Annotated in this window: 11 protein-coding genes; 7 read left to right on the top strand and 4 right to left on the bottom strand. The window is 49.6% G+C overall.

The genetic code is table 11. From position 1 onward, the window contains the following. Positions 1-148: 148 nt before the first annotated feature. The 5 genes from ICL07_RS21545 to ICL07_RS21525 all read left to right on the top strand — a co-directional run bounded on the left by ICL07_RS21545 (position 149) and on the right by ICL07_RS21525 (position 8,229). Positions 149-718 (top strand): RNA polymerase sigma factor, encoded by a 570-nt coding sequence (locus tag ICL07_RS21545; RefSeq protein ID WP_188090115.1) that lies wholly within the window; start codon positions 149-151, stop codon positions 716-718. Between the two features lie 117 nt (positions 719-835). Beyond that, complete coding sequence (locus tag ICL07_RS21540; RefSeq protein WP_188090114.1) at positions 836-2,002, top strand: FecR family protein; 1,167 nt, start codon at positions 836-838, stop codon at positions 2,000-2,002. Positions 2,003-2,226: 224 nt separating this feature from the next. After that, positions 2,227-5,688: a TonB-dependent receptor gene (locus tag ICL07_RS21535; RefSeq protein WP_188090113.1), complete on the top strand. Its 3,462-nt coding sequence runs from the start codon at positions 2,227-2,229 to the stop codon at positions 5,686-5,688. 19 nt (positions 5,689-5,707) lie between these two features. Continuing rightward, positions 5,708-7,501, top strand: coding sequence for a RagB/SusD family nutrient uptake outer membrane protein (locus ICL07_RS21530; protein WP_188090112.1), 1,794 nt, complete (start codon positions 5,708-5,710; stop codon positions 7,499-7,501). A gap of 20 nt (positions 7,502-7,521) precedes the next feature. After that, positions 7,522-8,229 (top strand): DUF3823 domain-containing protein, encoded by a 708-nt coding sequence (locus ICL07_RS21525; RefSeq protein ID WP_188090111.1) that lies wholly within the window; start codon positions 7,522-7,524, stop codon positions 8,227-8,229. Positions 8,230-8,386: 157 nt separating this feature from the next. On the opposite strand, the gene ICL07_RS21520 is transcribed toward ICL07_RS21525, so the two are convergent. The 4 genes from ICL07_RS21520 to ICL07_RS21505 are packed head-to-tail and all read right to left on the bottom strand — an operon-like array spanning position 8,387 to position 10,382. Then, positions 8,387-9,034 carry a suppressor of fused domain protein gene (locus ICL07_RS21520; RefSeq protein WP_188090110.1) on the bottom strand — a complete coding sequence of 216 codons (648 nt, stop codon included), beginning with the start codon at positions 9,032-9,034 and terminating at the stop codon, positions 8,387-8,389. Between the two features lie 11 nt (positions 9,035-9,045). Then, entirely contained in the window at positions 9,046-9,552 is a 507-nt protein-coding gene (locus ICL07_RS21515; protein WP_188090109.1) for a DMP19 family protein, read from the bottom strand. Between the two features lie 12 nt (positions 9,553-9,564). After that, positions 9,565-9,894, bottom strand: a complete 330-nt coding sequence (locus ICL07_RS21510; protein ID WP_188090108.1) for a hypothetical protein — start codon at positions 9,892-9,894, stop codon at positions 9,565-9,567. 11 nt (positions 9,895-9,905) lie between these two features. Beyond that, the gene (locus ICL07_RS21505) at positions 9,906-10,382 is read right to left on the bottom strand and encodes a hypothetical protein (protein ID WP_188090107.1); all 477 of its coding nucleotides are present in this window, start codon (positions 10,380-10,382) and stop codon (positions 9,906-9,908) included. Positions 10,383-10,580: 198 nt separating this feature from the next. Here ICL07_RS21505 and ICL07_RS21500 point away from each other — a divergent pair, with 198 nt between their 5' ends. After that, on the top strand, positions 10,581-12,566 hold the full coding sequence (locus tag ICL07_RS21500; protein ID WP_188090106.1) for a sensor histidine kinase: 1,986 nt from the start codon (positions 10,581-10,583) through the stop codon (positions 12,564-12,566). A 4-nt stretch (positions 12,567-12,570) separates the two neighbouring features. Next, positions 12,571-13,308 (top strand): LytR/AlgR family response regulator transcription factor, encoded by a 738-nt coding sequence (locus ICL07_RS21495; protein ID WP_188090105.1) that lies wholly within the window; start codon positions 12,571-12,573, stop codon positions 13,306-13,308. The last annotated feature ends 39 nt before the right edge of the window (positions 13,309-13,347 follow it).

Genomic DNA, 13,347 nt, shown 5'->3' with positions numbered 1-13,347 from the left:
AGCCCCGCCCGTAATAAGGATTGCATGAAAATAACGCCCCGGGCATCTGCCCGGGGTTCCTGTTTGGTAATATCATAAGGCAGGCAAAATCCTATCATGCATTTGGTTATTTGCTGAATTTTATCGTCCTTGGCAGTTACAAGACGATATGCACGAACTGGCAGACATACAACTGTTACAACTGCTCCGTGAAGGAGATGAAAATGCTTTCACCACTATTTACAAGCGTTACTGGAAACTGTTGTTTACAGTAGCGGCCAATAAACTGGATAACCTGGAGGAAGCGGAAGAACTGGTACAGGATGTATTCTCCGATATATGGGACCGCCGCGAAACGCTAACCCTTACCGGTCCGCTGCCGGCTTACCTGGCCGTCGCCATGAAGTACCGCGTTATCAATCTCCAGGCAAGGAAAAAAAGAGCCAGGGCTTATTCCTCCTATGCCCGTGAAAATATGTCGCCCGAAGACCATTCCACCGAACAATGGCTCCGTTTTGAAGACCTCAGGGATCAGCTCTCCGGTCTGGTAGCCGCTTTGCCGGAACGATGCCGGATCACCTATCAGCTGAGCCGGGAATTGGGCCTCTCCCATAAACAAATCGCCCAACAACTGAATATCTCCGAAAAAGCAGTGGAACATAATCTTGCCCGCGCCGTTAAAACGCTGAAGACCGGGTTAAAACACTTCTCCGCCCTGCTTTTCACGGTACTCCCCTGATACAATTTTCCCATTTATTAATTTTTTTTATTGAAATCCAGATAATTTTTAATTTTTTTTAGAAATGTATGGGGATTTGTTCTTTTCGATTGACTTAATATAAAAGACCTCTTTTGTATGAGCGGGGAAAAAGAACAAAGCCGGTATGAAACGCTGGCCGAAAAATGGCTGAAAGGTACTATCACACCGGAAGAAGCCAATGAATATGCCGACTGGTACAACGCCGGACAAGCGGAACCGGTAGACATACCAGCATCTTTTGCTACCGACGAGGCTACACACGAAGAAAGAATATGGCGTCAAATAGCCGCCCGGGCTGGTTTCGGGAATAATACGGTAACGGCCACACCTTTGCGCCGTCGCCGCTGGTGGGCTGCCGCTGCGGTAACAGCCGCCATTGTTACCGCCGGCTCCTATTGGTACCATCAGCATCATACGCATGTTCCGGCGTCACCGACGACCCAGGTATCGGACGCATTGCCGGGATCCGACAAAGCTATACTCACCTTAAGCAACGGCCGGCGCATAGTACTCGACAGCGCCGGCAACGGCGCCCTCGCGCAACAAGGCGGGGTGCGTATCGTGAAAAAAGAGGACGGCTCCCTCCTCTACGTGGATGATCAAACCGGCGCAGTCACAGATACTTTATACAATACCATGTCCGTTCCCAAAGGCGGTCAATATAAACTGGTGCTCCCCGATGGCTCACGGGTATGGCTCAACGCTGCCAGCACGCTCAAATACCCGGTGGCCTTCAGCAACAGGGACAGAACAGTGGAACTGGACGGTGAAGCCTATTTCGAAGTGGCCGCCAGCGCTGCACATCCTTTTCTGGTAAAAGTACGCCACACCCAGGTCGCCGTACTGGGCACCAGCTTTAACATCATGGCTTATCCCGATGAAACGGGCATCCATACCACCCTGCTCAACGGCGCGGTGAAAATAAAACAGGGAACAATAGAAAAAATGCTTGCTCCCGGTCAGCAAGCGGTAGTGAACAACAACAACGGCGCCATCACCGTCGGAGAAACGGAAACAGCCCTCGCCACAGCCTGGAAAGACGGCCAGTTCCGGTTTTCCGCTAACAACATCCCTATGGTGCTGCGCCAGATCAGCCGCTGGTACAACATCGATATCGTATACCAGGGCAACATCCCCCAGGGACATATAACGGGCAAGGTGCCACGAAATATGAAACTGTCCGGCGTGATCCGCATACTGGAACTCAGCGGCATCCGTTGCCGACAGGAAGCTGGCAGGCTCCTTATATTTCCCTCATCCTGATTACTATGGCCAACATTTATTCACCTTAAAAAAACAATGGTATGACCAGTCATTATTAACCAAAATCATCAACGTTATGAAAAGCGCGGCCCATCCCGCGCCAAAAGATGTCCCACAAAAAAACCAGGAGCGCTTGGACCCGCCCCTGGCTGAATGTCCGGGCCATCATGAAAAACAATATCCGACTAAGATTATTGATTCCTAAACCCAAACACTGCAAATCTATGCAATTGGATTGTTATGTTAAAACCGTGCCCGTAACACGGTTTTTGTTCACCGGTCGCCCGGAAAGGCGACAGGCAACCACGCCCAAAGGCAGTTGCCTCCGTAATAAAGTTATCAGGGTTATGAAGCTAACCGCTATACTGCTCACACTATGCTACCTCCATGTATCTGCCGGCGTATCCGCACAGCAGATCACGGTGTCTGTTAAAAACAAATCGCTCGAAAGCGTATTCGCGCTGATAGAGCAACAAAGTCACTACACCTTCGTATACCGCGATGAATGGCTCGCTGGTACCAAACCGGTCAACCTGAACATCTCCCGCGGTTCTATCGAACAGGTGATGAAAGCGGCCCTCAGTCAGCAACCACTCTCCTACGAAATCATCGATCAAACAGTGATCGTGACCCGCAAGACCTCCTCTGGTATTCCTGCTCCTACGGTGACCGTAGCCAGCATCAGCGGCCGCGTGACGGATGAAAAAGGTAACCCGCTGTCCTACGTGACCGTAGGCGTAAAAGGTACGCAACGCGGTACCCATACCGACGAAAACGGCGCCTTCAAACTGGATGCCCGCGAAACGGACGTACTGGTATTTACCCTGGTCGGTTATGCACCCCGCGAAATAGTGGTAGGTCAGCAAAACACCGTACAGGTAACGCTTACACAAGCTATCAGTGATCTCAACCAGATCGTGGTGGTAGGTTATGGTACCCAGAAAAAAGTGAACGTGACCGGCTCCGTGGCCTCCGTTAAAGGCCAGGAAATTGCCAAATCACCGGTGACCAATATCAGTAACGCCCTCGCCGGCAGGCTCCCCGGTATCCGCGCAATACAAAACAGCGGCGAACCCGGTAAAGACGGCGCCCGCATCGATATCAGGGGCTTCGGCGCTGCCCTGGTGATCGTGGACGGCGTACCCTCTTCCTTCGAACAACTCGACCCATCTGAAATAGAAAGTATCTCTATCCTGAAAGACGCGGCGGCGGCAGTGTATGGTATCAAAGCGGCCAATGGCGTGGTATTAGTTACGACTAAAAGAGGCAACGTATCCAAACCTAAAATCACCTACAATACTTACCTCGGCCTGCAAAGCAATACCCGCTACCCTCGTTTGGTGAACGCAGCGGAATTCGCGGAACTGAACGACGAATCACAGATCAACCAGGGCCTCGCTCCTATATATGGCGCAGAAAAAGTACAGCAATACCGCGAAGGCCAGCCCGGCTATGAAAGCACCGACTGGTATAACGCGGCCATTCGCAAAAGCACGCCGCAACAATACCATAACATTAACGTCAACGGGGGTACGGAAGCTACCCGTTACTTCTTCTCCCTCGGTTATCTCAACCAGCAGGGTATGTGGAAAAGCGGCGATACCCGTTTCAGCCGTTATAACTTCCGCAGCAATATCAGCACTAAAATCACCAAAAGGCTGACTGCAGAACTGAACCTCGGTGGCCGCCTCGAAAACCGCCACTACCCGGCTGCGGACGCGGTAACCCTGATGGGCATGGTACAACGTACCTATCCTACTTATAAATTGTATGCCAACGACAACCCGGAATACTATGCCGTGACCAACTTCAGCCAGAACCTGCTGGCTTCTATGAACAGCGACTATTCCGGCTATACGGCCCAGCAATACAAATACCTGAGTGGTATCGCTGCCCTTACCTACGATATTCCTTTCATGGATGGACTGAGCGCCAAAGCCCTCTACTCCTATCAATCCGGTACCGAGAGCAATAAAAAATGGGTAAAACAATATAACCTGTATAACTATAACGCCGCTACGAATAAATACGACGTAGGTTACGTTGGTAACTCCCCTTCTAATCTGAAGCAGGACCAGAACCAAACGGAAAATACACTCGCACAGCTATCCCTCAACTATACCAAAACCATCGCCCGCGATCATCACGTCAAAGGCCTCCTGCTGTTTGAACAACGGCAACTGCTCTACAATGAATTCAGTGCTTCCCGCGAGTTTGTACTGGACGCCCTCGATCAGCTTTTTGCCGGGGCCAGTACCAACAAAAACAACGACGGCAAGGCCAGGGAAGAAGCATATATGGGCTATGTAGGCAGAGTCAACTATGACTATAAAGACCGCTACCTGCTGGAACTGGGTTTCCGTTACGACGGTTCCTACAAACTGGCGCCGGACCACAGATGGGGCTTCTTCCCCACCGTATCAGCAGGCTGGAGAATCAGCGATGAAAACTTCTTCCGTCCGATGGCACGCCTGGTCAACAACCTCAAAATCCGAGGCTCCTGGGGCCAGATGGGTGATGATGGTATCGTCAATCCGTTCCAGTACCTCACCGGCTATCGTTATCCCGAAGGCGGCTATATCTTCGGCAAAAACATCGTGAGTGGCTTAACTCCTTCCGGTATTCCGAATCCGCTTATCACCTGGTTTAACGCCACCACCGCCAATATCGGATTTGAAGCAGGTTTCCTGCAAAATATGTTCACTATCGAGCTGGACTACTTCTCCCGCAAACGCACCGGCCTGTTTGCTAAAAGAGAACTGTCCCTCCCCGGCACCTATGGAGCAGAGCTGCCGTCTGAAAACCTGAACAGTGACCGCACACGAGGCTTTGAACTGGCGCTCGGCTTCAACAAAAAAATCGGTGATGTGATCCTGAACGTATCGCCCAATGTAACCTGGACGCGCACACGTAATTTGTATGTGGAACGCGCCAATTCCACCACCGCATTCGCCAACTGGAAAGATAATACTACCAACAGGTGGACCAATATGATCTGGGGCTACAAAGCTGCCGGTCAGTTCCAGAACCAGGAGGAAATTGCCGGCTGGGCCATCCAGGACCGCAAAGGCAATACCACCCTCAAACCAGGCGATATTAAATATGAAGACCTGAACGGCGACGGTATCATTGATGGCAACGACCGCACCGTTATTGGCCGTGGCAACGATCCTGAACTGTACTACGGTCTTAACCTCGCCGCTACCTGGAAAGGTTTCAGCCTCTCTATGCTGTTCCAGGGCGCCAGCAACTACAACGTATTGATCATAGACGGTATGAGAGATCCGTTCAGCAATGGTTCCAATACCTACGCCTTCTTTACCGACCGCTGGCACCGCGAAGATCCCTACAATCCCAACAGCGCATGGATACCGGGTAAATACCCTTCTACCATCGTGAACGGTCTGGATAACAACAAAGGCGTATCTTCTTTCTGGCTGAAAGATGCATCCTACCTGCGTTTGAAAACAATAGAACTGGGTTACTCCCTGCCGAAACCGATGCTCAGCAAAGCAGGTATCGAACAAGTACGATTCTTCTTCTCCGCACAGAACCTGTTCACCATCGATAACCTGAAAGTGCTTGATCCGGAAACACCGACCAATGATGATAGCAATGCTGGTGGTACCGGTAAATACTATCCGCAACAGAAGGTATTGACATTTGGCATGAACCTGCAATTCTGATCCACCTTAACTATTCGTCATGAGAAAATTACATAAACATATATCCTTTGCACTGATGCTGACCCTGTCGGCCTCCTGCAACAAAGATTTCCTGGAGAGAAAAGCGCAGAACATCATCTCCGATGATGCGGCCTATGGCTCCGTATCCGGCGTACAGGCGCTGACCGCCAACCTGTACAGCAGCATGCAAACAGAAGCCTTCGACTATTGGGCGGAAGGTAATCAGGCTGCCTTCCCGGCACAAGCCTCCGATGAAGCCGTACGCTCTTATAGCTGGGGCGCCACCCTCGATCCTATCCTCGGTGATGCCATGTTTGACTGGTGGCGATATAACCTCGTCCGGAATGTGAACGACTTCATCGAAAAGGTACCGAACGCGAAAAATGTAACAGAAGAACAAAAAGCCCGCTTCCTCGCAGAAGCCCGTTTTATCAGGGCATTCTACTATTTCTCCCTCGTAAAACGTTATGGCGGCGTTCCGCTGATCACTAAGGTACAACAGTACAACGGCAACCTGGAAGAGCTGAAAGTGCCGCGTAACAAGGAACAGGAAGTATACGATTTCATCGCTTCCGAGCTGGACGCTATCCAGGACGGACTGCCGGAATCCTACGGCGCCGATGAACGTTACCGCGCTACCCGCTATGCTGCGCTGGCGCTGAAATGCCGCGCCATGCTATATGCCGGTTCTATCGCCAAATACGGTACCGTACAACTCGGCGGTGTGGTAGGCATCGCCGCTAACGCTGACGGCTATTGGCAGAAAGCATACGACGCTGCCCAAAAAATCATTAACTCCGGAAAATTCGAACTGTTCAAAGGCTACAGCGATAAAACCGCTAACTTCCAACAGTTGTTCCTCACCGGCGCTGATCTGGACAAAAACAAGGAAGTGATCTTCGTAAAAACATACCAGTCGCCCGATCTGGCGCATGGTTTCGATTTCTACAACGCGCCACAGAGCTTTAAAATAGATTATGGCTGCGCTACCAATCCTACCCTGGAACTGGTAGAGAGCTTCGAATACACCGACGGTACTCCCGGCAAACTCAAAATAAAAGACGGCGCCGGTAATCCCATCCTGTATAACAGCACCGCCGACCTGTTCAAAGACAAAGACCCGCGTTTTCTCGCTAGCATCCTGTATCCGGGCGCTCCCTGGCAGGGTGGCAACATAGAACTGAGAAGAGGCGTAATCGACAACGGCACCCAGTTCACCTCCGCCAACCTGACGGATACCTATGGCAGTGGCGCCAACAGCATCCCCCGCGTTGGGAAGGACGGTCCGCTCTTAGGCGGCGATCCTACTAAAACAGGTTTCTACGTGAAAAAATTCATGGACCCTGTCAACCGGGTGGCTGACGGCCGTTCTACCACACCATGGATCGTATTCCGCTATGGTGAAGTACTGCTTAACTATGCAGAAGCCGCAATAGAACTGGGTAAAACACCGGATGCACTCAACGCCATCAACCAACTGCGCGACCGCGCCGGTATCAAAGCCCTGGGCAGCGTTACGCGTGATCAGGTAAGGCACGAACGTCAGGTGGAACTGGCTTTTGAAAACCACAGATGGTGGGATATCTGCCGCTGGCGCACCGCTACCGACCTGCTGAACAATACCCAGTTCCATGCTTTATATCCCTGGCTCATGTGGGAAAATGGTAAAGTTCCCGCTGATATGAAATACACCTTCGAGATAGTGCCGGCGCCCAAAAACACCCGCACGTTCCTCTCCCGGATGTACTATCAGCGCATTCCTGCCGGCGAGATCGACAAAAACAGCAATCTCGTGCAAAACCCGGGCTTCTAACTAAAACAAAAGGACTACTCATGAAACAACATATCATCAACAGCTGTATGGCCCTCCTGCTGGGCGGCGCTATGCTGACCGGTTGCAAAAAAGACAATTACGCAGCGCCTGATGCCCGCATACAAGGCAGGCTGACAGACGTTAAGACCAACGAACCTGTTCCGGTGCAGACCTTCAACGGCGCTGTACTCCGCTACTATCAACAGGGATACAGCAGCAGCAATCCCAATCCGATCAATACGGCCGTTCATAACGACGGCTCCTATACGAATAAGCTGTTATTTGCCGGCAAATACCGGATCGTGGCGGAAGGACCGTTTTATTACAAAGACACACTGGTGGTAGACATCAACGGTAACACACAAAGGGATATCCCGGTGACGCCCTTCCTGAAGGTATCAGCCGTCACCAGCGACATTACCAGCAACAGTGTAACGGTAAAGTATACGGTGAAACACAACGACAATACGCAGAAGATATCCCGGCTGGTGGCTATCATCGGCACAACGGAAGGTATCGATGTGAACAGCTATTCGTTTAATGATATCCAGGATGTACAGAATGTACCTGATGCCACAGTGGAAGGCACCACTTATCAGAAGGTATTTACCGGCCTCAAAAGCGGCGCGGTGTATTATATCCGCGCAGCAGCCCGTATCAGCGGTGCAGACAATCCTGCCGGCTATTACAACTATACGCCGGTTATCAAAATAACAACGGCTCCATAAAGTGATCGCTACCCCAATGCAATCTATGAAGGCAGGTCAGTAGTAAGACCTCCTCATCCAAGTCTCTCGGCTGTCTTTATATATCAGTTCAACCTTCAGGTCATAGATCTGAAGGTTGCTGATTTTTAGGGGGAAGTCAAAGCAGGCTAAATCCTGGTCACTTTCTGTCCAGGTCCGTAATCAGCAGCTCATTGCCCTTACGAAGCTGCGCTAACAGTTTAGCGCATTCATCCGTGGAAGGATGTTGTTTCAATGCTTCATATTCTGCGGTGGTGATACCTGTCATTTGAAGAAAATTGACCTCCCCATGCGGCGTGTTAATCGTTCCCAATTCAGGGTCTTTCACAAAAGCAAGCGCTGTGATGTCCGTATCATATCCCAGTCTGATCGGGCCGTTGGCCGGAATAAAATGAAACTCCTCAAACCATTTTCCGGAACTGAATACATACTTGGCGAGGTTTTGTAACAAGTTGCAGGCCCAGTTTTCGTTATCTGTTTCGCTGGTTTTCTTTAGCCTGAAAGTGAGCTCAAATCCGAACTTGCTAAAGTCCTTACCTACGGCTTCTTCATCGTAGTACAATTCAGAAAAGCCATAAGTCACAAAATGAAAATGGTCCTCCTGTTGTTTACTTTCGTAGATGCTGATACCATCCAGGGGATTATCACCCCCCAATGCATAATATAACCCCGGCGCATAGTGTTTAGGCTGCTGGCCCGGATACAGCTTTTCAAGAGACTGATCAATGGCATCCCATCCTACCGCATCTTCTTCAGAGAACTCTTTTTTATATGTTTCAATATCCATAACGGTATCCTTTACACGATTTTCGCAAATGTATCCAGATGGGCTTCTATATACGCCCGGAATGTCGCCACTTCTTCATCCATCACATCATAGAAGGCGTTATCCAACGATTCAAAATGCGTAAATGTTTTATACAGGGCTGAAAATGCTTCCAGGTCTCTTTCTTCTTCCAGTAATCCTTTATGCTCCACGAAGATTGCCTCCGCTTTTCGTACGATCTCTGCGGTCTCCTTCAATCCCCATTTTTCCAGGTCCTCATCGAAACCCGTTTCAAAAATAAACTGTCCATAACCGTTATGTATCAGCTGCAGGAACCCACCATTGGTGACTTGTCCGTACAAGGCATCATAGATCAGCAGTACATGCTGATCATCGGTCAGCTGGTCCAGGATGTCTTCTTCCTCTTCTGCTTCTTCAATAGCATCCTGGTAGGGCTCCAATATGGCATAAATAAAGTCCCAGTTGTCTTCTCTCGCGTTGTCGAGATCTTGTTTGCTAACGGTTGGTAAAAATTCCATTTAAAGTCGATTTTATTGTTCTTCTTCAGCTTCTTCATCAAATGAAGCACGTATCCACTCATCTCCCACGAATCCGCGGTCTGCAAATTCGCCGGGAGCCAGGTCAGCTACTTCATTCAGGGTGGTGTCCCGGGATACTACATCTTTCAGGCATACCAGCATAGCCCCTTCTTCTGCGGCGATTAATTTTTCTTCTGTATCTGCCAGTAGGAACTCCGCTGTTAAAAACTGCCAGCGTCCGTCATGTTCATGTACCACGCGCAACACCGGCTGCAGGTCGTCGATAAAGTTTTTAGTACTGAATACGCCGAGGTTTTCCGGCTCCTGAAAGTTAAATTGCATGCTACTAACTTTTAATACTCCAGCTTCACACCGTCTATAATCAGGGTAGCACAATGCAGCGTCATAAAGGCGCCGCCATAGTCGCCGGTTACCTGGTCATTCATGGTTTCCATCACCGCCAGTTTAAATTCAATTTTCCGTGGCGGCAGTTTACCGTAGGTATCCACAACGGTGATCTGCCCGTCCAATCCTTTCCGGTTAGGTATTAACACCCGTAACAGCGGGATGTTTTGTTTTTCGAGATCGATCGACAGGTAATGTCCTTTGGGCGCTTCGGCAATGGAATCTTTTCCTGTTTCGTTCAAAGCCCGGTTATATGCCACCGTGAAAGACCGGATAGCGGAGGTCACCTGCTCATTGCCCGCTTTCACGGTCAATTCAATTTTCATCCGCTTGCCTTCCTCCTGCTGTGCCAGCACTGTTCCGGTGGAAAGATAAAGAAAAGCCAGCGCAAAAAACAATAACTTCAGGTTAATCATCTTCTTCATAAAACATATTTTGTAAAACAAGATTAAAGATTTGTGAAAGGGTATTTTGCCGGTAATTGGTATTTGTATGCTTTGGATTGTTGTTTGGATAACTCCCTTCGGAATTCGGGGCTATAACGTACATCCATACCCGTATTTTCGGGCATTTGAAGCCCCTGTGTATTTTGCCGGTCCTGATACAATCAATATCTTAGTGTTATGTTGAAACGATGTTTGGTTATATGCTGCTGTAGTATCCTGTTGTGCGGCACGGTGCGGGCACAGGAAATATCCGCTATTGAAAAAAAGGCGAGGGCAGCGTATGCACAGCGCTTTACCGATTCAACCGCCAGCATACAGTTACAGCTACAGTCGCTGCATCAGGCGGAAGCATCGCACAACCGGGCCGATCAGGCTATCTGCTATGCCTATCTCGCCCTCACGCACCGGCGGTTGTTGCACTTACAGGAGTTCACCAAATACGCAGAGCTTTCTTATCATGTTGCCGGTACTATTACCGACAACCGGGCGAAAGCCTATGCTTCCTGGGTAATGGGCGCCTTGAAATCTTATATAGAAGATAAATCCAGGGCATTGGATTACCTGCTGGAAGCCTACCGGCTGTTTACCCAACTGGAAGCCAATGATCTGTGTGCCCGTATAGGGGCCGATATATCCTATCTCTTCTCTCCCGGATCAGCTGAAAAAGTGAAGAAGTACGCCGATGCAGCGCTGGTATATGCAGAAAAATCAGGTGATCCGGAAAGCATATTACATGCACGCCTGGCCGTGGGCAGTTATTTGTCCGATCGCTGCGCTTCCGGCGACCCGCATACATGGCAAACTGCCGTTGATTTTTTTAAGCAGACCATCGCCTTTGCGGAAAAAGAACATAATAGTATCATCAGCAAAAGCAATATCGGTGTCGCCTATATTAATTTGGCAGTACTCTACATCAGCGGCGCTCCGCCCGTGGATGAAAAAGCCTTTCTGGCCTGCCTGGAGAAAGCCGGCGCCATCGCCCGGCGTTATGATCTTAAAAACGTTTACCGCAGTGCTATCGGGTTACGCGGACAGTTTTTCATGCAGAAAGGTGAATACCGCATTGCTGAAAACCTGTTTAAGACAGGCATCGCCTATCAGCAGGCGCTCCCCTATAAGGACAACTACCTGTTGGCTGCTTTCTACGCCTGCCTGAAAGACCTGGCCGCCCGCCAGAAAGATTATGCAGCGTATTACGCCTACGATATTCCTTTCACAACGTACAACCAGCTGAAATACGATGAATCTACGCAGCAGATGTTGCAGAATGCTGATGCCCGGTTTGAATCCGATAAAAAGATCACCCGGATCACACAGCTGGAACAGGAGAACAAACTACAGAAGAAAAATAAACTGCTGGGTTATGGTATCTCCGCGGTATTGCTGGCCGGTCTTATATTTATGTACCGGTCCTATTATTTCCGGCAACGGTACCACCAGAACCGGGAAGATATTTTGCAGCAGCAACAGGCCAACAACGAGTTGCGCCTGCAACTGATGGAAAAAGAAACGCTGGAAAGCCTGGCCGAAAAATTATCACTGGAAAGAAGGTTGCTGCAATCGCAGATGGACCCGCATTTTATCTTCAACGCGCTGGGAAATATCCAGGGGATGATCCTTCAAAAGGATACAGCGCTGGCGGTAGCTTACCTGTCTAAATTCGCCAAACTAAGCAGGCAGGTACTGGAACATTCCCGGATGGAAAAAATTACGCTGGAAGAAGAAACCGGGACACTGAAAAACTACATCGAATTACAGCAACTGCGGCTCAATAAAAGCTTCGATTATCATATTGTATGTGATCCCACGGTGGATACGCATGTGCTGATCCCTCCTTTAATGATACAACCATTTGTAGAGAATGCCATTGAGCACGGACTAAAACCTTTGCCGGTGGGGCGACGCGGGTTGTTACACATCACATTTACAGAAAACAGTATTGACCACCTCCTCGTGTGCACCATCACCGACAATGGTATCGGGCTCACCGAATCCCGGCGTCGCAAAACCGATGATTCTCACCGCTCCCTCTCCACTAAAATTACAGATGAACGCCTGCAGCTGATGCTGAAGGATAATCCGCATACCCGCCTGGAAATCCGGGAACAGGATGCAGCAGACGGACAAGGCTGCGTGGTCACTTTATACATCCCCATAATATAATATCATGTACAGAACCATCATTGTAGAAGACGAATATCGCCTGCGGGAAGCACTTTCTATCCTGCTGGAAATGGTAGCGCCGGAAACCGTGCAAATTATTGGCTACGCCGAAAGAGCCGATGAAGCGGTTAAACTGATCGACCGGCTCAAACCGGACCTGGTGTTTATGGACATCATGCTGAAAGACGGAACAGGCTTCGATGTACTGAACCAGGCGGCACACCGCGCCTTCCACCTGATCTTCACCACCGCCTATGAAGAACATGCCATACGCGCCTTTAAGTTCAGCGCCATCGATTACCTGTTGAAACCCATCGATGCAGAAGAGCTGAAAACGGCGCTGGACCGGATGGATACCCTGCAGGAACGTTTCCTGGCAGAAAAACAATTAAGCGAACTACGTAACAACCTCGAAAAAACGCCGAAAAGACTGGTACTCCCAACCCAGGAAGCCATGCATGTGGTAAAAACAGATCAGATCATCCGCTGCGAAACATCCGGCTCCTATACTACCTTTTACCTGGTACAGGGAAAAAAGATCATTGTATCCAAACCGTTAAAAAATTATGAAGATATCCTGCTGCCGCCGGAGTTCTTCCGGGTACATCAGTCACACCTGATCAATGTCAATTTTATCAGCAGCTATTCCCGGGAAGGATTGGTACAAATGGAAGACAACACCAGCATTCCTATATCCAGGGGTAATAAAGAAGCCTTTTTTAAGCTCATGAAAGAAGGATGACGATGGGTATATCCACCCAAAAGCGGCGGATACAAAGCC

Origin of the sequence: Chitinophaga qingshengii (assembly GCF_014529935.1) — a bacterium.
Taxonomy (GTDB): Bacteria; Bacteroidota; Bacteroidia; order Chitinophagales; family Chitinophagaceae; genus Chitinophaga; species Chitinophaga qingshengii.
The sequence above is the reverse complement of the archived record's forward strand: the minus strand, read 5'-3'. Positions and strand labels throughout refer to the sequence as shown.